The following is a 21,557-nucleotide window of genomic DNA, read 5'->3' on the forward strand; positions in this document are numbered from 1 at the left end:
GCAGACAGCTGCAGCGTGCAGCCTCCAAGAGTGATCAAACGACTTGTCCAGCTGCCCAAGCGGCGTGACTGCCGGCTTCTGGGAGCAGCGTAAGCGGTGCGGTGCTATACTTGGGATCAGCTTGACGGTTGGAAGTTCCAAGAAAGCAATCATCCGCACTAAACCATTGGTATCACTCATCTCACCACCACTCCGTGGGGCGTATTCCAAGCCTAGCCAGGTCGTTCAGTATTCGGCAGTATGGAAGGACGGGAGAAATGGGGGAGTACGGGAATGCTGGAACCTTCGACAATCACGTCAATTTATGATGCATCATTTTCAGATACGCATTGGCACAGGGCGCTTGATGTTTGCGGCAAGACGATCTCCGCAGAGGCTGTAATTCTCTACGAGTTTTCCGAGTTGAGGCAAGTAAGCTACGCTCTTCAAGCTACCAGCACTTCCATTCAATCGGCAGCAGAAACTTTGCAAAGATATAACAGGATCGCTGCAGAGGGCCGTGGCTCAAACTTCGACAACGAAGGTCTTGCCGCCGCCCACGGGGCAAACGCCTTCGAAGTACTGTATGATAGCGATATCTGGAAAATTGATGCGAACTATCGGAATAGACCAGAAGTCAAAATGGTTCTTGAGGAGTTAGGCTGGTTCCGTCGAGCAACCGTGAATTTATCGGATGACCCGAGTGTCTACCGGGGGGCGATTTTTTTCTTCGGCGCCGAATATGACAGAAGAATGCCAGTACATACTAAATCTTTCGCATGTCAAATAGGTCCCCATCTAGCTAAATCAATTGAACTCAACAGGTTAACCTCAGGTCTCCGAAGGAAATACAATGCCGCCCTTTCTGTGCTCGATAAGATTGAGACGGGGGTGTTTGTTGTATTAAAGAGCGGCGAGGTGATCCTTAAAAATAGGGCTGCGGCCGATTTGATCTCAGCGGACCGCGGCTTTCGGTTGAAAGAAGATAACTACCTGACATGTGTAACGGAGTCCGCGCAGTTAAAATTAGCAAGCTCGATCAATGATATAAGCCTTACAGCTGAAGGACAAAATGATGAGGTTTCTAGAATCCTCGAGATCCCCGGCGATAGGGCCGCCTCCACGCTCTTAGCTATTGTATCACCATTACGGGATGCAAATATCGAACTTGAAAGAGGGTTGACTGGAGCATTGCTTACGACAATCGATCCGCTCCAACCCATCAAAGTTAATACCGATGCGCTGGCACATGCCTACCGCTTGACGCGTGCAGAGAAACGACTGGCAAAGTTTTTAGTAAAGGGGCTTACCAACAAAGAAATTGCTTTGAACCTTGATGTAAGCCCAGAGACCGTCAAAACCCAACTAAGTTCAATTTACCTCAAATGCAATTGTAAGAATCGTCTTTCTTTTGTTTGGAGGATTTTTCAGTTTTCTCCGCCGATAATATAAGCCCGCCTGTACTACCGGCTTGGCTGCGCCTGAATTTGAACAATCGCGCTTTTAATCTTAAAGCAACACGAGTCCGGCAGGTTACCAATTGCGGGATTTGCCTGACCGCCACTCCGGGCTTTGTGACCTTACCTAAACACAAGGGCGGACGCGCGATCCAGAGGGGGGGGGGCATAGCCACCGTGGCGCGTGTCCGGAGCGCTTCGGCCGATAGCGCTGCACAAGTGCTGCCAGTTACGCCTGTGGGCAAAGAACTCATCCAATCTGTGCACTTGTTTGAGCAGCCATACCTCTTGCTCGGCCAGCCTGGGCGACGTTTCTTAGTGCGGAATAGGGCTTCAGTGAACGGGCTGTCATTGTTGGCACAGAATGCCCCTCTCCGGTTCACCCTTGGAAAATGAGACACAACCGCAGCGTCCCCCGCGAGAACCTTCTCCCGCCACGCCTGCTTCTTTATTAAATGGCGGAGACCTGGAAAGGCAGCCTGCTTGAGCACCCGCGGAGTTTACCCATCCCCCAGATGGGGGATGGATTTAAGGATACTTATCTTTCAGCATAATAAAGTGGCACTTTGGTGCTGCCTATTTGTTTTGCCTTCTTAAGAAGATCTAAGGCGCGCAAAAATGCGTTTCTGTCCCTACGAAGGTCTTCCACAAAATCTCTCCAAAAGGGGTATCTGCAATGGAAAACTACAAGGCGCTAATCACGCAACTTTATATCGGATATTTCGGTCGCGCCCCTGAACCTGGAGGCTTGGAATTTTGGATAAATGCCCTTGAAGGGGGCTTTTCCATACAAAAAGCAGCGCAGGATTTTGCTTCTCAGGCAGAAACGCTGGCACAATACCCATACCTAAAGAACCCTGATAGCAGTGACTTAGGGTCTTTTCTTACCGATGTTTACAACAATCTCTTTGGCAGGCAGCCAGACGCTGCAGGACTGGCTTTCTGGACGGAAGCCATTGAATCGGGCCTGCCCATTGGCACCGCCATTCATGATATTGTTAACGGTGCGCAGGGCGACGATATCAACATACTAGAAAACAAGGTTGAATTGGCCTTGCGCTGGACAGACCTAGCAAACAATGAAACCGATTTTGAACTTACACCGGAAGGGATAGCATCATCCCATGCGGCTTTGGCTCTGGCAACGGCTGATCCCGCAAGCGTCGGACCGCAGGGCGCCGCAAGAGACGCATTAGACAGCTTCTTTAACGATGCGCCGAGCTTGAGCATTACCAGCACAGTGAATTCATTGAGCGAGGGTGCAGATACATCCTCTCGCATTGAAGTTGCGGAAATCACCATTACAGACGATGATCTGGGGCAAAACACGCTGTCTTTGTCGGGCAGTGATGCTGGCTTGTTCGAGATTGAAGGCAATAAACTCTTTCTCAAAGCGGGCACCCAACTTGACTTCGAAACGGCCGCTCAGCTTGATGTTATAGTGGGTGTTGATGATCCTACAATCGGCAGCACGCCTGACGACAGTTCTTCGTTCAGCCTAGAGATTACCGATGTCGCTGAAGCCCCGGCCGACCCCGTTCAAAGGGTAGACCGCTCCGGGTCGACTTCAGATGAAGTCATCACCCTGACCGGCAGTAGCCCGACTGTGATCAAATCCGGCTCGGGCAATGACAGCATCACAGCGGGAGATGGACCCAATGACATCGATGCCGGGGACGGGAATAACTCGGTAACAACCGGGTCCGGCAGTGATATAATCGCTACGGGCAGCGGCAATGATACCGTTTCCAGCGGAAGTGGCAACGACACCATCACCATTGGTGATGGTGATGATGCAGTACACGCCGGGGGAGGCGCAGATCTTATTGTTGCAGGCAACGGCGGAGGCGATGACTTTATCGATGGGGGTTCGGGCGCGGACACCGTTTCTTACCCGTCGCTCACATCCTCAGAACCTGTAGGCATCGATCTGAGCGAGATTGATCGATCAGGTGATGCTTTCATCGCAGCAGTCCTAACGCGTGAAGGATTGGCTGCAAATACACCAGTGGGCGTTGCTTATGGGGGCGCCTGGGTTGGAACAGACGTCTTGATCAATATCGAAAACGCTTCGGGAGGTGCTGGAAACGATACGATCTCGGGGAGTGAGAACGCAAATGATCTGAGCGGAGGGGACGGAGACGACATCTTGTACGGGCACGCCGGCTCTGACCGCTTGGATGGTGGGGACGGCGCAGATCAACTAGATGGTGGCGATGGCGCAGACATGTTTGTCGCAAGCCGCGGCAATGACACTATGGTTGGCGGGCTCGGGCACGACGAGTTGCTTTTGTCGGGTGCCGACACTGATTACTCTGTTACTTCAAACGGAGATGGCACCTACACCGTGACTGACAGTCGCGCTGATGGAGACGGCGTCGATATCATTTCGAGTGTGGAGCAAATGACCTTCTCGAATATGTCGGTGGGGCTTTGGACCCTCGTGGGCTTTACCGAGGTGGTGGGGACAAATGATCCTGAACGGCTCGAAGGAACCCCAGGCCACGACGTCTTAAAAGGGCTGGATGGAGACGATCTTCTTTTAGGGTTTGAAGGATCAGATGAACTCACCGGCGGCCGTGGGAACGACACCCTCGATGGGGGCCCCACGACGGATGATGACAATTCTCTTCGCGATGCAGCCAACTATATCGAGGAGTATTTCAACGGGGGAACCCAAGGGGTCACGGTTAATCTGGCAACCGGTATTGCAACTGACGCTTATGGCGATACCGACACCCTCATCGAAATAGAACGTGTCTACGGGACAAATTTTGACGACCTCCTGATCGGCTCAGATGAAACCGATACAGGCGAAGCTTTTGATCCTTACGGAGGAAATGACACTATCCATGGGGGAGGTGGAGAGGATCGTCTCCACTACCATCTATCTGAAGGCGTCGGTGGCTTCGGCGGCATTACGGCGACATTCGATGCCATCACTGAGGGGGCGGGCACGGTGTTGGATCCCTTCGGCGACACCGATACGTTCTCAGGCATTCGAGAGCTCAGAGCCACGCAGGTTGCCGACACCATTATGGGCGGCGCTGGACGCCAAATTATTGCCGCCCTTGATGGCGCAGATACAATCGACGGGGGGGCGGGGATAGACGAAGTTCGCTTTGACCAAGATGCCAACTATGGCGGCACACTCGCGCTGAACCTTGACATGGAACTGGTCGACGGTAGCGGATATGCAACCGCGACAGATGGGTGGGGCAACAATGACCTCATCCGCAATGTAGAAGACATTCGAGGCACAGGCTCTGACGATTTTATCGGTGGGGATGCTCTAGCAAATGTTTTTAACGGCCGCTCGGGGGATGATGTCCTCGAAGGCCGCGGCGGGGACGATACACTGTTGGGCGAAAATGGTGCTGATCTGCTGGACGGCGGTATCGGGGCAGACATCCTTGTGGGCGGCATTGGCAATGACACCCTCACAGGCGGCAGCGATAATGACTGGATGCACGGTGGACTGGATGCCGACACATTCGCTTTTGCCGCGGGAGATGGGAATGACAGCATTGCCGATTTCTCGGTCGGAGAGGACGCCCTGCTTTTGCAAGCCGGGCTGACAATCACCTCTCACACCGAGGCGGATGTGGATGGTGAAGTTGGTTTGGATACGGTCCTCGATCTTTCCTCTGGCGATACCATTACATTGTCAGGCGTCTCTGGCATTACCGATACCAGCTTGCTGTTTTGATCTTAGGAAGCCCATACGCTTAATGCAGCTCTGTTGCATTAAGCGTGCGTTTGATAAAATACTTGCCACGCGCTCCATGGCCGTCTGCTCCGAAAAGGAGCATGTGCCCCCAGTCAAGCGCTAAGAGTTTGCAAACACACAACAAGTTCGAACACGCGTTGATCCGCTGCAGCAAACCACCTAGACGTGGGGCATCGCCTTGCCAGTAGATCGCTGGCGATTTTAAAGCGCGCAACACGCGGCGCAGGAGCGCAAAATGGTAGGGGGGGGGCCAGCCTTGACCAGTTTACTGGCCCACCCTTCTTAGAGCCTTAAATCATAAACGGGTCATCTAGGACGCCAACCAAGGGCATCAAAAATTCCCCTGTCTCCGCATCCGATGCAGCCTGATAGAACCCATCAATCGCACTTACAGCAGCATCAAGGCCTTCGGGGGTACCGTCAAAGAGCGCCATCGCAGCTGAAGCGCTTTCAACGCCCGACATGCCCTTATGGACGGCAAAATACGCGCCCAGATCGACCTTATTGTCGAGAAACGTCCTGTCGTCAGACTGATCTTGAACCCCCCGCAACACTTCAAGAATGAACTGGTCTCTCGACACCTGCCCCTCATCGAGGATCTTCACCCAAAAATCGAACCCCTCCTGGTCCGGGGTGCGCCCAAGGACGTTGTCATAGACGGAACTGGCGAACTCTTCGTTGGATGTACCTGCTACATAGATCTCGCGTGTCTCGTCCTGATCGATAAAGAGGGTCGCCATCTCTTCCAACGACGTCCCATTTGCGTAAGCCGTTCCCCAGAAGTTCAACCCAACAGCGTCCGGTGCCCGATTGAAATAAGCAATATAAAGCTCGATGAAGCTCTCGAACACATCTTCCGTGAGACCGGTCGGACCTGCAAATTTGGTGAGGTCAAAAGAACCATCTTGCGCGCCAAAATTCAGAAGCTCGATATCAATGAGCTGATCCGTACCGTCCCCAGCACCGCGCCGGTCCATGACCGTCATCCCGGTGGGGCTGAGCGTCAGTGTATAGTTGGCCTGCTCACCGGAAAAGACAGCCGTATCGAGCCCACTTCCCCCATTAAGAAGGTCATCGCCGGCGCCACCGTCGAGAGTATCGTTGCCCTCATCCCCGGCCAAGGTGTCCGCTGCATCTGTCCCCTCCAAAAGCAAATCGACAATGTCGGGCATAGAAGGGGTATCGACCGAAGCATCCAAGAGCGATGCGATCTCAAAAAACGGGATCGAGCCTGTTGGCAGGAACGACACCTCGTTAATGCTATGCACAAAGTCTTTGGCCTGTTGGGCGCTTTCGGGCTCAGGAAGAGGATCACCTCCCAGCCAAACTTGCCAGACTTTCAAATGCTGAACAGAATCGAACACCATGACCTGGCTTTGCTTCCCATCCCCCCAGGAAATATTCATCATATCCAATGTGTAGCGACCTGGCTCGAACGGCACACCACCAAGGATCAACTCATCCGGATGCGACGTAAACACAGATAGGCCGTCATACTCGCTCCGGTTTAAATCGGTTCTAAACCTGAGCGCCGAAGCGCCGTCTTCAAAAGTCATTGTGATCTCAGTCGGACGGACAGCAATAACATCATGCTGATCCGCAACGCCGAAAGTTTCTTCAATGGCATAAAGGGTATAGGTGATCATTTTAATTGGGTCCTTAACGTCGTTAATTTTTTAAAGGAACCTCAAGCGCCAGCCAGTCGCAACGGGAAAATATGCTGCAAAATGCAATAAAGCGGCTTGACTAAGTTCAATCCAAAGTTGCGGCACAAACCTATGCAACGCAGGCCGCGCGTCAGATAATGATCCCAAGCCCCCGCCCTCGCCGCGCAGTTTCGAGGAGCACTTTTGCAGACGTTTAGCTAGGCTGCGCCATAACACCCTAAAAACCGGATAAACGCGTATCCGTCGTTATCCACGCGTTACCGCAGACCAGAATGGCCAGCGCTTTGCACAGCGAGATGTCGACGCGCCAAGCAAGCAGCACAAGAAACCCAACGCCAAGCTCCTTTCGTCCAAACACACTGGATCCTTAAGCGTATTCGCTTATAACCGATCCATAAGGAGTAGATATGTCATCATTCAAACCCCCTCTATTCCTACTGGCCGCCACCGGCGTTGTGATCGCGGCCTGTACAGTGCCCTCAATGCCTGAAGCACCTGATGGTGCCAAATTCTACGCTGAAAACTGCGTTTCGTGCCATGGAATGTCAGGGCGCGGGAACGGGCCTTTAGCTAAAGAACTCGATGCATCCCTACAGATTTGACCCTTCTGGCCCGCAAAAATGGCGGGAATTTTCCGCGTGCATGGGCATTGAGCTATATTTATGGCCACCCAGAGCAGCGCGACTTGGGCCGCGTTATGCCACAATTTGGCGGGGCAATGGCAAACGATACGGTGCCCGTCGAGATAAATGGCATTCTAACACCAACGCCGCGGGACCTGGCGGGATTGCTTGTCTATCTGGAAAGCATCCAGCGTTAAAATCCGCGGCACCTCAAATGCCTCTATTGTTCGTTGAAAGGCTGCAAATTTAGGCCCTGCTTCAGTCGTGCGGCTTTACGCGAGTCTTTTTCGATAGCGCTCAGCCACGCTCTCCCCCCCGCCAGGACATCGCGACAGAAGAGGTCTAGGGACACCTGGAGAACTCGGTTCTTATGGGTGCAATGCGCCTCAGAATCTAAGACAAAAGCATACCGGCTGAGGTCATTCGCACTGGCATGTGGCCACGTGGCGTTGGCTTCTAGGCCTTGATAAAGCATCGCGCATTTCAACGCATAGCAATCACTCCCAGACAGAAATGTACGCGGTCCCGATAAGAGGCTTGTTCGATACTTCCCTCCAACCCACTGATCAAACCACTCAGAATACCTTTGGCGCGGCTCAAGCTGTGGGCTTTCAACAGCCCCAGCCATCTCAGGCAGAACAAGGGTGAGACAGATCGCAGCATGCCTGTTCTCACCTTCTATGCATTGCTCAAGAGAGGCCAAGAATGCGTGCATAGGGCTCCCTACCGAGAATGTCTTTGCCCGCACCTGGGGCATATCAAAGTGGCATCAACCCAGGTTTCGTTATCTGCCTGATAAAAGCCGTGACCAAAAACCCAACAGAGAGGTCGAAGCAACCAGGATTTTGCTCCCTGCGCCCTGTCAGGCTCTTTCCAAGTTAGCCGCGCCATCTTCTTCTCCCCTATGGCTAAGCGAGCGCCGAGATCAAAGCGATGAACAGCACAATACACGCTACCTATTCATAACCGCCGCTGAAAGCCACTGACGCCATAAACCCCAACGCAGAACACCCAATCGTCACTCGGATCACTCCTTTTGTTCAAGGCTAATGCCTGCCCGATCCGCAAGCGCACGGATCACAAGAGCGGCATCTGACATAATGTTGCCTGCCAAACGCGGACTACAAGAAATATCTTCCGCCCTCATGTCTTCCAAACACCCCAAAACCTCTGCCAGCGTTGCTGGCTCTAGAGGCGCCTCTCCAAGGGTCATGTTTGTTCGCTTTGGCACCTCTTTTTACATGCCCCATTCAATTACAGATGTTTCTCGCAAAGGTGCCCCGGGCTTGTATCGAATGACCTAGGCCAAAAGCCTGTCCAAGCTATAGACACTGACGCAAATGCGGGGGGAGCTTGGTGCAACCCGCAGTTTGAGCGCCAACTTTCTCTTGGACGCTCAAACGGTAAACTTGTATAGAAGCCTAGACTGGCTAAGACATCCGGCGCTTTGGAAACATAACCAAGAAGTCATTAAATGAAGCTCCTTATCCTTATGTCTGCCTTGCTCCTTACAGCCTGCTCCTCCTACGAAAAAGGAGAGCTCCCCCTGATGCGCGATCCAGCAACCGGCGAAATGCGCCCCTGTGGTCACATCGGCGTTTTAGGAGACTGCAAGCACTACATGTGAAGAGGTCTTAGGTTCAATGCCGACTGGCTGACCTTCAAACTGACCGTTTCCAGTAGATACAATAATGTTACCATTCTCCAACGCACGAACAAAAGCGCCCTGAATCTGAATATATTTACTAACTAAAATAGTTCGGACCATCTGGAATTTCCTAACAACTAATAGCGCTTACTATACCCACCGGAGCGAACTGCGTAAAGCTACCAGGGACGCTAAACAGAGCACGTCTCTGCGCAAAATTTACGGGCAGCCCTTGGTCCCCTGCTCTCCACAGGCTACCCCCAGCATCACTCGGAGAGGATCTGGAAGCAAAATCCACTTTGTCGTCAGCCCTTCGCACCCTGTCCGCGCGCATAGACATCCTCATAGCGGATAATATCATCCTCGCCGAGATAGCTCCCCGTCTGAACTTCAATCAAAACCATCGGCACTTTGCCGGGGTTCTCCATTCTATGCGTGGCCCCCAGGGGAATATAAACCGACTGGTTTTCACTCACCAACTTCACCTCATCCCCGATGGTTACCTTGGCTGTACCCTCCACCACGATCCAGTGCTCAGAGCGATGGTGATGACTTTGCAGGCTAAGCGCAGCCCCAGGGTGCACCGAAATCTTCTTAACTTGAAACCGTGAGCCCACCACAAGACTTTGGAACCACCCCCACGGGCGAAAGTCGCGCGGGAGGGTTTCCGCCTGGGTAGCCCCCTTCGCCTTCAAAGCAGCAACCGCTTTTTTGACGTCCTGTGCACGGTCTTTGTGGGCCACGAGCACCGCATCGGGCATTGCCACCGCAATAATATCGCGCAGTCCAATGCCAACAAGATGTTGTTGCGGATCTTCTGCACGCAGCAATGTATCATGACAATCAATTGCCGTCGCCGACTGCGACACCACCAGACCAGACTCGTCGGGCCCGGTTTCGCGCCAAACGGCATCCCACCCCCCCAAATCCGACCAAGCGCCCCCGTAAGGCACCACTGTAAGATTGTCAGCCCTCTCCATGATCGCATAGTCAATCGAGTCTTCCGCAACCTGCGCCCAAGCCTCCGGCGACAGCCGGGTAAAGCCGAGATCTTGCTCAGCCTGGTCCATGGCCGCCCGCACGTGAGCCAGCATGTCAGGCGCATAGGCTTCAAAAGCTGCGATGATAGATTTTACCGAGAACAGGAAAATACCTGCGTTCCACAGGTACTGCCCCCCCTTCAACATCGCTTCTGCAGTGGCATGGTCGGGTTTTTCCACAAAACCTTTGAGCGGTTGCGGCTTTGGCGCAAAATCTACGCTTGGACTGCTCATCTCTAGCCAACCATATCCGGTTTCCGCACGGTTAGGGCGAATGCCAAAAGTCACAAGCTGGCCCTCTTGGGCCTCGGCGGTCGCTGACTGCACGGCTGCCCGGAAGGCGGCCGTGTCAGGGATGACGTGATCAGAAGGTGCCACGAGCATCAGTGCCTCGGGGGCACGCGCAGCCAGGCTCAAGGCAGCTGCCAAAATAGCAGGGGCAGTGTTGCGTCCTTCCGGCTCAATAAGAATGTCCGCGGGCGCAATCTCTACTGCGGCCAACTGCTCTGTGACGACAAATCGGTAATCTGCCCCCGTCAGGACCACCGGTGCCGCAAAACCCGCTCCGCTCAGCCGCTGCGCAGAGGCCTGAAACAGGCTATTCTCTCCCATTAGCTTGGCGAACTGTTTAGGGTAGCTTTTGCGCGACAAGGGCCAAAGCCGGGTTCCAGAGCCGCCAGCTAAGAGCACCGGGTGAACAATATGGGTCATGGAAATATCCTTAGAACTGGCAGATTAGGAGTGATTGGCACGCGGGCCAGCCATAAATCAATCATAGGTTTCCTACAGCCCCTTTTCCAAGCCAGTGGAAGCTTTTAGGTCCTTGACGTCAGTGCTGGATGCCGGGATCGAGAGAAGAAAATGTTGCAGGACCTGGCTCAAAAGTATGACCGGAAACCTAAAATCACCCCTGCGCGATCGCTTCACCGAAGGGCGCGGTCTCGCCACACCCCGCCAGAACGGCGCATAGAAAAAGTCCTGCAAAATACAATTTCATGATCGACTGCCCTTATTCGTTTTTCGCAACGTTCCTGTATGGGCGCTTATCGTGTCAACGTTGGGCCGCCCACACGCCGCGATGGCCATAAATGGTTGCGCAAAAGCAATACCACCATCACCCAATTTGGCTGGGCACGTTCTTCGCTGCCGCTTTTTCGCGCTTGACGCGAAAGGCCCGATTGTCTGCATAACAGTCCCGAAAGCAGGCTTAGCAACGCCCCATCACCGCCATTCTCGCCCACTGGGGGGCGAAGGCAGCTCTAGGCGCTGTGTCCACGATCCCCGGCGAGGTTACAAAATGCCTTGTCAGGGGGATCAAAGACAAAGGGTCACGGCAGTAGCGGTTGATGCAGATCCGCAGGTTTCCACTTGCTTGCTCGGCGACATGTGCCCATGCGGCTTCGCCCCGAAAAACCTCCCCGCCATAGCTCTCGTAAGCCCTCACCAAGTCATTCAAGGCAAAAGGCCCCCTCGCATCTAAGACCACCAGCCGCGGTATGCAGCCTAAGGCGCAGCACTCAGCTGGCACCGCGAGCTCATCGCCATGGTCCCCTCGGTCAAGGGAGACATCCCTAGCACTGCTCTTGATCTGATACGCATAGTGCCCCCGACCATAATCTCTGACCTGTTCAGAGCCCCCTTCTTTCTTTGCCCCTGGCAACATCTCATCTGAGATGGCGCATGCACGCAAAGCGATCCTGACAATAGCCGACCGCAACGTGTGGATTTCACCCTGCAGTTGCTCTTTAAACACCACAGGCGTGCTTTCCCTTGCGCCGACCTGGGCATATATCTCGGCCGTCTTGAGTTTGAACTGCCGCACGGCATGCAGGCAAAAAAGAAGATCTTGATAATCCGCAATGGTGGATTTCGCTTCCCCCTCCAGAGCGGCCCAATCCACACGACCTATGGGTTTGGAAAACCAATTGCTGGGAAGGTCTTTTAAGCACTGCTTAGGTCGCATGCTGTCCGGTAGGCTTTGAAGCTGCCCCTCTTCTAAAAACTCCGCCTCCATCAACGCAATCAGGTGGATCAGGGTTGTTCGCGCTCTGCTTTGCATCGCCTTGGCATCTGCCGTCCCAAAAGCGTGGACGGAATTGCGATGTTCGGACATGGTTTTCTTCCCCTAAAAGGTGGGCCAATAATGCACCATGCACGACGAGTTCGCTATCTGAAGAAATGAGCGCCTTAAGTGCTCTTCCAGGAGTATAAAGACGCTTCTTTGGAGCGACAGCTTTTTTTACACAGGTCAGCTATCTGTCTCGGCCTTAGCGGCTTGCTGCGCCTCAAATTTCTCCCACACTTGCATATGGCCTTTTTGCCTCGCGTGAGCGAGCCAAAGCTTTTTCCTTACATCCTGCGTTTCAAATGCACGATACGCTCCGCCGGAAAACTTAGGCCAATCAATGGCCAAGCCAAGCTTGGTCATTTCAGCAGAAAGGTCACGCCCATCAGGCAGATAGCACTTTGCTACAGTACGGCCATAATCGTCTTGTGCCGTAATTTCTGCGCGAATCTGGTGCCCCTTACACAGCGAAACCAGCGCCCATTTGGCTTTTTTACCGAACGGGTGATTTAGCTCAGGTGCATCGACGCCAAACAGTCGTATCTGAGTTTTTTGAATGACTATTGTATCTCCATCAACCACATATGCTGGTCCTTCTAGCTCAACTTTTGTTGGCACTGGCTGTGCGGTTGCTGTGTTAAACGTTCTCCTTCGTCTCACGTTATTCCGAAATTCCGGACGATGTGAGCTATGAGTTTGAGTCTCTCTTGGAAAACCATGGCGGACCCAAAGGACAGCTACCACCACTATTGCTAGGATAATGAATATGATTTCCATCAATCAGGCCTTTTTAAACCACCCTTAGAGAAACATAGTCGTCAACTTGTTCTCTTCAAATATTCACTGGCAACGGGGTATAGATGGGCTTAACCAAAAATTGGTGCCCTCTCTAAAAAGGTCTAAAACGAGCGCCTGAACGCAACCGCCTTAAGCTACTGAAAAGATTTAGTATTACTGTGAATGAATTCAGCTCGAAGAAAACTGACGACCATAAAAACCTCAACTTCGAATGGATTAAGCAGGAGGTGGAAACGGCAGGCGGCAGTTTCCACGAAACCGAACGCCACGTCATCGCACATTTTCCGGGTAAAGACCGGCTCTTGGTTAGTTTTGATAATCTGTCTTCTCTGAGGTCCGAGGGGGCTCGGAAGCCTTGGGGGCATGATCTTGCACGAGGACTGGGATGGGGGTCGCTTGGGGTGATGACCAAAGCCAACGACTGGTTCCGTTCGACCGAACTCTCTGACCACCTGACAGTATTGCGCGATCAAGGCCTATTTAGCAGTTATCCAGCGGTATCGATGTATGGGGCATCGATGGGCGGTTATGGTGCCTGCCTGTTCGCGCCGTTGGCTCCTGGCTGCACTGTGGTGGCATTTGCACCCCAATCGTCGCTTTCTGCTTTAGATGCACCATTCGAGAAACGGTATCGTTATGCGCGTCGCAGCCTTGACTGGTCGACGCCAGAATGGCGCGATGCTGCCCAAAGTCTGCCTGCTGCAGGAAAAGCATATTTAGTCTATGACCCGACAGTGCGTGGGGACCTGCTACATGCGCGGCGCCTTCATGGCCCCCAAGTCATTCATTTTGCTTGGCCCGATCTTACCCATAAGGTGCCCCCCAGTCTCAAGCGGATGGGGATCCTGAAACCGCTGGTTCAAGGAATGCTAGAAGGCTCAATGACAACGACACAATTTCACAAGCTACTGCGCGCAAGAATGGCAACGCCGGTTTATGTCTACCGCATGCTTGAGCGCGCCAGCGCCAAAGGACATTATGACCTAGTAGAACGTGTGATTTCTGGTTTGCCTGCCGATTTTACCAACTGGAAAATTCGTCTGTTACGCCGCCAAAACAGGCGCAACTCTAATACCGTGTAAGCACCATAAACTTATAGCTATAGTCTGCCGCTCAAAAAATAACGTTTTAAGGAGGCGACCTCAAAGGCTGACAGCCCTCACTTACATATGGCCTTACGAAAGTTGATCCTATCTATCTGTGGAGGGTGATCTATTTGGTGAGGGGCTGGAACGCCTGACGATCAACTGGAAATCCCAAATCTTACTGGCATTTTGCGCGTTATAAGGTTTTAAGGGCTCCGTAATGCCCTAAGCGGTTTTACCTCGTGCGCTCCAAGGGCACACTGGGACAGGAAATGGGGCAACCCATTTCCTGTTCTTACTTCCGCTCACAGCCAGAAGCGAGAGCCGCGGCAAGCGCAAAAACGCTCATCGTTTGCACCTCATTCAGATCACTTGCCTGAACGCTGGTGGCACAGTAATGAAGCCTCCAAATAGCGCACAGCTGCTATGCGCACTCAGCCTTATTGGCTATCCTTTCTCCATGAGAACAGCATTCCACCTGCAAGAGAGCGATCCTACATGAGCTATACCTTAAGCGACTACAAATGGGGTCACGGCGAGAAGGGTCATGCAGGAGGTATCGTAAACTGGAGCTTTGCCACCACCGGGGTCGCCTTCACCGGAGAGATCACAAACCCCCTTTACCAAGGGCTCATACGCGATGCGTTTCAGGCATGGGAGAACGTTGCAAACATTGATTTTGTCGAAGTGGTTGATGGCTCACAAAGCAATTTACGCTTGGGGTGGGATGCGATTGATGGAGCCTATGGGGTGATCGGCAATGCCAAGTCTCAACTGAGCAAAACAACGACATCTCTTTACAGCGTCACAGAAGCCGAAATCCGGTTTGATCTCGCAGAAAGCTGGTCCACAAGCAAAACCCCTACGACCAGTGACATAAATTTTTACGCGACGGCCCTGCATGAAATCGGCCACACCATGGGCTTACTACATACAGATGATCCTAACACCCTCATGTACCCAACCTTGGAAAAGGTATCTGGCCTGACAGCACATGACATCGAAGGAGCCCAGATCATCTATGGGGCAAGAACAGCTGGAAGCATTCAAAGCGATATGTTCATCGCGACAGAGGGGGCAGATGTTATAGACGGGTTTGCAGGGCTTGATACCGTTCGCTTCAATGGCACCTCAGAGCTTTACGCGATCACCGATGACAACCAGCTTAATATTAGCGTCCACGCCTCAGGTTCCGGCATTACGCACACCCTAAAGAACGTTGAGCGGCTACAGTTCGATGACGGGTATCTCGCGTTCGATACCAGCGGTACGGCCGGTACGACATTCCGGTTATATCAAGCAGCCTTTGATCGCGCCCCCGACCCTGAAGGCCTGGGGTTCTGGCTTCGGCATTTCGATGCAGGGACAATTACCCTACAGCAAATGGCGAGCTACTTTATCGGATCCGAAGAGTTCGAGGGTAGATACGGAAACCCTGAAAGCCTGCAAGATGACGCCTTTCTGAGCTCGCTCTACAACAACGTTCTCGACAGGAACCCCGATCAAGCAGGCTTTGATTTTTGGAGCGAGCAGCAAGAAAACGGCCTCAGCCGGTCTATGATCCTTCAGCATTTTACCGACTCCCAGGAGAACATCCTCAAAGTCGCCGGCGCTGTGGACGACGGTATCTGGTATGTCTGATGGGCCCGCGAGGCCAACGCCGCCCCCTACGCATTCCCTCCAATCACGAGACCGCCCGAGCAGGATCGTGCGGTGACTGCCCTTCCCTTTTATAGGAACACGCCCCCCTATTTCTCTAGGACCTCGATAGCCGTCTGAAGATGCTGTGATATCTGCGCCGCTCCTTCGACGTTCAGATGGTCCCGGTCTCGAAATATAAAATAGCCATCTTGGTTTGGGCTACAGACCTTCGAAGTCGGGGGACAAAGCTTTGAGAATATATCTATAAACTCAGCATTCTCATGCCTGCCTGCAAGACGGCTGAGGTCACGATGTACAATATCGGTCAGCTCCTCCAGTCTGCTGCGGTCTATTGAGCAACTAAGCTCATCGTCAGGAACACAGGCACGTATGTCTTCAAACATGAACATGGGGGGCGGGCCTACCAAGAGCAGACCAATCCCAAGACGCTCCAGTTCGTCCGCGAAGGAGCCGACCTCCTCAATCCATCTGCCAAATGTCTGGCGGACACTCAACGGATCGGTGCGCGAGAAGTAAAGGCGCGATAAGACGACAATATCTCCAGGCTTCCAGTTGCGCTGTACCTCCTGAAAAAGTTTCGAGCGGGGCGCGAAGCCGCCGGCCTCAACCACAGGAAAACTCTTTCCAGGCGTCTCAACCAAATGGACGCCATAGCCATAATCCTCCCGCAGCCTGAGCAAGGCACCTTGCAGATGGCCTGCATGGCTGTCGCCCATTGCCCAGAGTGTTTTTTCCTCGCGAGCCAGGGGGGCAAAAGTGCAATTGTCGAACGTATCGGGCTTTAGCTGTCTGCTACGTCCATCCACGACGCAAGTGGGATTAAAGGGCAGACCACTGCCCGGCAGGGCCAAGAATTCCGGATGCATCGCAGCTTCGATACGAGAGCCCCCCGAAGATTTGCGATAAGAGTTCCCCGCTGCAACAAGAGCAATCACACATAGGACAGATGCAAAGGCCCCTGCAAAATGCCAAAGCTTCGGTTGGGGCGTTTTAACCCTTTGAAAGGGCTGTTCCACAAAGTGGTAGGATAAGATAGCGGCAAGAAATGCGCTGCATATGCTCACCACAGGGTTCGCCCAGAGACTATAGGGGGCCAAAAGGCCAAACGCCAAAAATGGCCAGTGCCAGAGGTACAAAGAATAAGAAATATTGCCCACGTAGCGCGCGGGCCTATTCGTCAGCAGACGGGTCTGATCCTCATTCTTGACGCCGACAAAAAGCAACGCAGTGGTCAAGACGACGATCAAGATATGGCCAACGAACGCACCGCCTAAAGGCACGATGAAGACCATGGTCATGGCGGCAATCAAGATCGGCGCCGGTAAGAACCGCCCCGCATTCTGCAACATGTCAGGGCGGTGATAGAGAATTGCGGCAGAGGCCACACCGATCCCCAACTCCCAAAAGCGCAAGGGCATCATATAGTACGCAGCCATGGGGGCACTGGCCTGATAAACGACAAACCCTAGCAACGACAGCACGCTAAGCGACAGGATAACGAAGAGAAACCGCTGCACATCCTGGGTCCAGGATGGCTTATAGGCAAACCAGAATAAAATCGGGAACAAGAGATAGAACTGCTCTTCGACCCCTAGGGACCAGGTATGGGTGAAGCTGTTGTATCGTATCGATGGCGAGAAATAATCAAGCTCTTGAAAATATAGCGAAAAGTTAGAAGCGCCAAACAGTGCTGCGGCGCCTGTGCGCAAAGATGCCTTAGGCGCCGGGTCAATGAGCAAGAGGATAGCGCAGGTGAGACCGATGCACACCAGCATAGCCGGAAGAAGCCTTTTGATCCGCCTTAAAGAAAAGGCCGCGAAGAAGGCCCCAAACGATGCGCTCGTCCTGGAAACGAGCGAAAGCGTTATGACAAAACCTGATATAACAAAGAAAACATCCACGCCGAGATAGCCTCTGGGAAACCACTCCTCAAAGGCATGCCCAGCAATCACCGCCATCACCGCGACGGCACGAAGCCCATCGACGTCCGGTCTATATATACTTTTATTAATTTTATCCTGCCCGGGTTTGGAAAAACTAACCCCAAAATGCTACGGTAAAACATTAGTCATGTCAGCTATCACATGAAGGCACAACTTTTCCGCTCATACTGATCACCACGCTATAGGTTAGCTTCAAATGGTATCGCCATCACCGCTTTTGGCCAGAATAGCGAAAAAGAATAGCTTTCACCTTTCTTTGCAATCAAAGGCTTGCAGATCCGAACGGCCCCTTCTCTCCCTAAACCAGCCCAGACAGATGACCGTTTCTTCTCTGCCAAGATAAAAACATAAGTATATTCCACAGTTGTAGACCGAAGTTAAAACGGCCCGAGAGATGTTCGACCCATGTTTGCCTCACCAGGTTAACATCTAAATAACCGCTATCATGCAGGTGTGACACAGACAGCAGATCTTCGGCCCAGTCCCGCAACGGACCCCGCAACCAGATGCCCACCGGCACCTCAAATCCCATCTTGGGCCGCTCAATCAACGCCGCAGGAACATAGCGATAGAGCACCTGCCGCAGCGCCCACTTGGACTTATTGTCCCGCAGCTTCATCGACATAGGAAGACGGCCTGCAAACTCCACGACCCTGTGATCCAATAACGGCGCTCGCGTCTCCAGAGAAACATGCATCGCCGCCCGATCTACCTTCGTCAAAATTCCATCTGGAAGATACGTGAGCTGATCTAGCAGCATCATCCGCTCGGCAGCGCTTTCGCCCTGCGTTGGAGGCGCAAGCCCATTCAAAAAGCACTGAGGCTCCCGCCCCTCTGGCACCAGATCTTCTGGGCGGCGCCAACGGGAGACCAATTTCTGGTGCAAGTCTTCAACCGACGTACTGGAAACATAATCTGCCATCCTGTGCGTCCATTGCCCATTTGGCTCTTTTCCAACCGGCGCCCGACGCAACGGCGCTAGCGCCTGATCCCAAAACCGTGCCGGAATTGCCTGCGTCGCAGCCCCCAAGGCGCCACGTAAGGGCTTTGGCACAGCACCCAACCGCCGCATCAAAGCCGCACCCTGCCGGTAGCGATCGTAGCCGCAAAACAGCTCATCCCCGCCATCCCCCGACAGGGCGACCTTGATACTGCCTTTGGCGAGCTTGGAGACCAAAAAGGTCGGGATTTGTGAGGCATCTGCGAAAGGCTCATCATAAATGTCGGGCAACATTGGTACGACGTCTCGCAGGTCTGCATCTTCGACATAGAGCTCGGTATGTTCAGTGCCAAGATGGGCCGCCACACGCGCAGCAAACGCGGCTTCGTTATAGCGCGGCTCGCGGAACCCCATGGTGAAGGTTTGAATGGGCCGCTCTGACTGCGCCTGCATGAGCCCCACGACGAGCGATGAATCGATGCCACCAGACAAGAAAGCCCCAAGCGGCACATCGGCCAGCATCTGGCGGCTGACAGCATCGCGCAAAAGCGCATCTAACGCATCAATCGTCTGCAGGGGGGCATCTTCTCGTTTTGGCTGCTGTGCCGCCTCAACGGCCGACCAATAGGGCGTCACCACAACGTCGGGATGATCAAGAGACACTTGCGCCAAACACCCAGGCGTCAGCCGGGAAAGACCCGCATAGATCGCGGGCGCGCCGCTGACATGTCCATAACGCATAAACTGCACGACCGCGTTTCGGTCGATCTCGGCGCCACAAGAAGGATGAGCTTGCAGCGCGCGCAGCTCCGAGCCGAACAAGAAGGTTCTGTGAGACCCCTCCCCTTGCCAGCCATAATAAAGCGGCTTCTCTCCTATGCGGTCTCGGCCCAAGATAAGCTGGCGTGTCTCGCGGTCCCAGACGACAAAGGCAAACATACCAATGGCGCGCGAGACCGTTGCGGCCACCCCCCAGGCATCAAATCCCGCGATCAGGGCCTCTGTGTCAGAATGACCCCGCCAACCCGGCGCACGGCCGCTTTGCTCAAGCTCCGCGCGCAGGTCCAGATGATTGTAGATCTCCCCGTTGAACACGAGGACATAACGCCCTGAGTTTGACGCCATCGGTTGATGCCCCGCGGGGGACAAATCAACGATCGACAACCTGGCATGGCCCAGCCCGACACCGGCGGCGGCATCCACCCATAGTCCACTTGCATCAGGTCCGCGGTGGGCGAGGCGCTCCGTCATGGCCGCCAACCGCCGTTCGCCCTCCGCACGCGGGGGGCCGAGAAAACCTACTAATCCACACATACCTGCGGGCGCCTCGTCTATTCGTTATTTTTCCACGGCAGACTGCGGTTGCACACCCCAGTGAGGTTCTTGCCGTGCTTCGATGGCCGCGATTGTCTTTGATTTACCCTGTCGCAGGGCTTGGCGCTGATAAGCGCGTATAAAATCGCGCAACTCAGGATCATCCAACTGGCGCGCCCCAGTCCACCAGGCCCGCGCATATCCATACAGCATCGCAGCCCCCCCCACGACATAAGGCGGCCGCGTCATCCGAAACAGCGCCGTGGCTGTAAAATAGAGCGGATCAGACCCCATAAAGTACTGACCAAACCCGTGGCGCGCACGGCCCGTTAGAATATTGTTCTCACTGGACCCCATCGGCCGCAGATGATGAAATTGTAAATCAGGCTCATCCCAGCTGCGCACCACCCATCCACGCTGGCGCGCCTTGTGGCAGTCGATCCCATCCCACATCACTTCACGCACAAAGCCACCAATGTCTTCAAAACAGCTTGTGCGGTAAAATTTTGTCATGCCCACAGACATCTCATCGCCGCATTTTTCACTGACCCACGCCCCCCCCGTGCCGCGGTAATAAGGCTTGCCGCTCGCACTGCCCAAGCGCGGGTTCGCCTGCATCCGGTCCATCAAAATCTCGAAATACCGCGGTGGCAGATCAAGATCGACGTCCAACTTACAGATATAATCAAACGCATCTAACGAGAGCGTCCGAAGCCCCGCGTAGAAGGCTTCAATGACACCCGGGCCGACAGCCCGATGCCCCCGGTCCGGCTTTTCGACAACCTTGATCCAAGAATATTGGGCACTGTATTCAGCGAGAACCTCCCTGGTCCCATCCGTCGATCCATCGTCGACGATGACCCACAGCACAGGGAGCTCAGACTGAGCAATCACGCTATCAAGCGTCTTTTTAATGAACCTGGCTTCGTTGCGGCAAGGAGAAATCAGGGCATAGCGGCGGCCAAATCGGCTCATAAAAATTAAGGCTTTCTTACAAATGAGTCCTGCCGGCCCGTCATAGCCTCTGCGCCAAACACTATTTTTTCCGAACGAAAGATCGGCCCAGATCAGATACTCTGTGGTTTAAATCAATGGCCGCAATACTGGGCAAGAACTCCCCCGCAATGCAAGAATTCATTGCATCAATGTCTTTTAGCGCATCTCTCAAGCTTGGCTGGGGCGCCTAGAGAAAACCGTCGATGCAGCCGATCGCCGCCCCGGGCAGAAATGCCGTCTCAAGACGGTCCGAGAAGGCAGAGCGGGCAAGGCGCCGGCATAAAAAACATCATACGAAGTCCATCATCGCACGAATTTGCGCACCTCCAGGGGGCCGTTTTCCATGAACACCGTCACCTCCAACATAAAGCGGTCGAACTTCTCGGGGTTCGTCAGAACGCGCTTGGGGAAGGTCACCCTCAAATAGCCGAGGACCGCCTGCGCCGCTTTCATGTTCGGGTCCGTATTCTTCGTCATATGATCTTTGCCGGTGCGTGTTTCACTTCTGTAAGTTGCCAAGCGGGAGAGCTTCGAAGACGGCTGTTGAAACGCCGGTGCCCCACTGGATTGTGAAGATCCCATTCTCGCGCAGCCTCAAAGAGGCAAACAA

13 protein-coding genes are annotated in these 21,557 nt (G+C 53.7%); 5 read left to right on the top strand and 8 right to left on the bottom strand.

The genetic code is table 11. The annotated features are described in order from the left end of the window. Positions 1–273 precede the first annotated feature (273 nt). Together K3762_RS19160 and K3762_RS19165 are read left to right on the top strand one after the other, a co-directional pair. Entirely contained in the window at positions 274–1,431 is a 1,158-nt protein-coding gene (locus tag K3762_RS19160) for a helix-turn-helix transcriptional regulator (protein ID WP_260013117.1), read from the top strand. 681 nt (positions 1,432–2,112) lie between these two features. Then, entirely contained in the window at positions 2,113–5,145 is a 3,033-nt protein-coding gene (locus tag K3762_RS19165; RefSeq protein ID WP_260013119.1) for a DUF4214 domain-containing protein, read from the top strand. 311 nt (positions 5,146–5,456) lie between these two features. Here the strand turns inward: K3762_RS19165 and K3762_RS19655 are convergent, their stop codons facing one another. Further along, positions 5,457–6,812, bottom strand: coding sequence for a DUF4214 domain-containing protein (locus K3762_RS19655; RefSeq protein ID WP_311198996.1), 1,356 nt, complete (start codon positions 6,810–6,812; stop codon positions 5,457–5,459). A gap of 503 nt (positions 6,813–7,315) precedes the next feature. Between K3762_RS19655 and K3762_RS19180 the strand changes: the two genes are divergently transcribed. Then, positions 7,316–7,435 carry a cytochrome c gene (locus K3762_RS19180; RefSeq protein WP_260013368.1) on the top strand — a complete coding sequence of 40 codons (120 nt, stop codon included), beginning with the start codon at positions 7,316–7,318 and terminating at the stop codon, positions 7,433–7,435. 1,974 nt (positions 7,436–9,409) lie between these two features. On the opposite strand, the gene K3762_RS19185 is transcribed toward K3762_RS19180, so the two are convergent. The 3 genes from K3762_RS19185 to K3762_RS19195 all read right to left on the bottom strand — a co-directional run bounded on the left by K3762_RS19185 (position 9,410) and on the right by K3762_RS19195 (position 12,986). After that, on the bottom strand, positions 9,410–10,855 hold the full coding sequence (locus K3762_RS19185) for a mannose-1-phosphate guanylyltransferase/mannose-6-phosphate isomerase (protein WP_260013121.1): 1,446 nt from the start codon (positions 10,853–10,855) through the stop codon (positions 9,410–9,412). Positions 10,856–11,351: 496 nt separating this feature from the next. Next, positions 11,352–12,257 carry a hypothetical protein gene (locus K3762_RS19190; protein ID WP_260013123.1) on the bottom strand — a complete coding sequence of 302 codons (906 nt, stop codon included), beginning with the start codon at positions 12,255–12,257 and terminating at the stop codon, positions 11,352–11,354. Positions 12,258–12,392: 135 nt separating this feature from the next. Beyond that, a complete protein-coding gene (locus tag K3762_RS19195; RefSeq protein WP_260013124.1) occupies positions 12,393–12,986 on the bottom strand; it encodes a thermonuclease family protein in 594 nt (197 codons plus the stop codon). 179 nt (positions 12,987–13,165) lie between these two features. Here K3762_RS19195 and K3762_RS19200 point away from each other — a divergent pair, with 179 nt between their 5' ends. Both K3762_RS19200 and K3762_RS19205 read left to right on the top strand, forming a co-directional pair. Then, a complete protein-coding gene (locus tag K3762_RS19200) occupies positions 13,166–14,089 on the top strand; it encodes a hypothetical protein (protein ID WP_260013125.1) in 924 nt (307 codons plus the stop codon). 501 nt (positions 14,090–14,590) lie between these two features. Further along, positions 14,591–15,733 carry a DUF4214 domain-containing protein gene (locus K3762_RS19205; protein ID WP_260013126.1) on the top strand — a complete coding sequence of 381 codons (1,143 nt, stop codon included), beginning with the start codon at positions 14,591–14,593 and terminating at the stop codon, positions 15,731–15,733. A gap of 107 nt (positions 15,734–15,840) precedes the next feature. On the opposite strand, the gene K3762_RS19210 is transcribed toward K3762_RS19205, so the two are convergent. The 4 genes from K3762_RS19210 to K3762_RS19225 all read right to left on the bottom strand — a co-directional run bounded on the left by K3762_RS19210 (position 15,841) and on the right by K3762_RS19225 (position 21,424). Continuing rightward, positions 15,841–17,766, bottom strand: a complete 1,926-nt coding sequence (locus K3762_RS19210) for an acyltransferase family protein (RefSeq protein WP_311199001.1) — start codon at positions 17,764–17,766, stop codon at positions 15,841–15,843. Positions 17,767–17,995: 229 nt separating this feature from the next. Next, a complete protein-coding gene (gene asnB, locus K3762_RS19215) occupies positions 17,996–19,951 on the bottom strand; it encodes an asparagine synthase (glutamine-hydrolyzing) (RefSeq protein ID WP_260013127.1) in 1,956 nt (651 codons plus the stop codon). Between the two features lie 24 nt (positions 19,952–19,975). Next, positions 19,976–20,926, bottom strand: a complete 951-nt coding sequence (locus K3762_RS19220) for a glycosyltransferase family 2 protein (RefSeq protein ID WP_260013128.1) — start codon at positions 20,924–20,926, stop codon at positions 19,976–19,978. Positions 20,927–21,250: 324 nt separating this feature from the next. Then, positions 21,251–21,424, bottom strand: coding sequence for a hypothetical protein (locus K3762_RS19225; protein WP_260013129.1), 174 nt, complete (start codon positions 21,422–21,424; stop codon positions 21,251–21,253). Positions 21,425–21,557: the final 133 nt, after the last annotated feature.

The organism is Sulfitobacter sp. W074 (assembly GCF_025142275.1).
GTDB lineage: Bacteria > Pseudomonadota > Alphaproteobacteria > Rhodobacterales > Rhodobacteraceae > Sulfitobacter > Sulfitobacter profundi.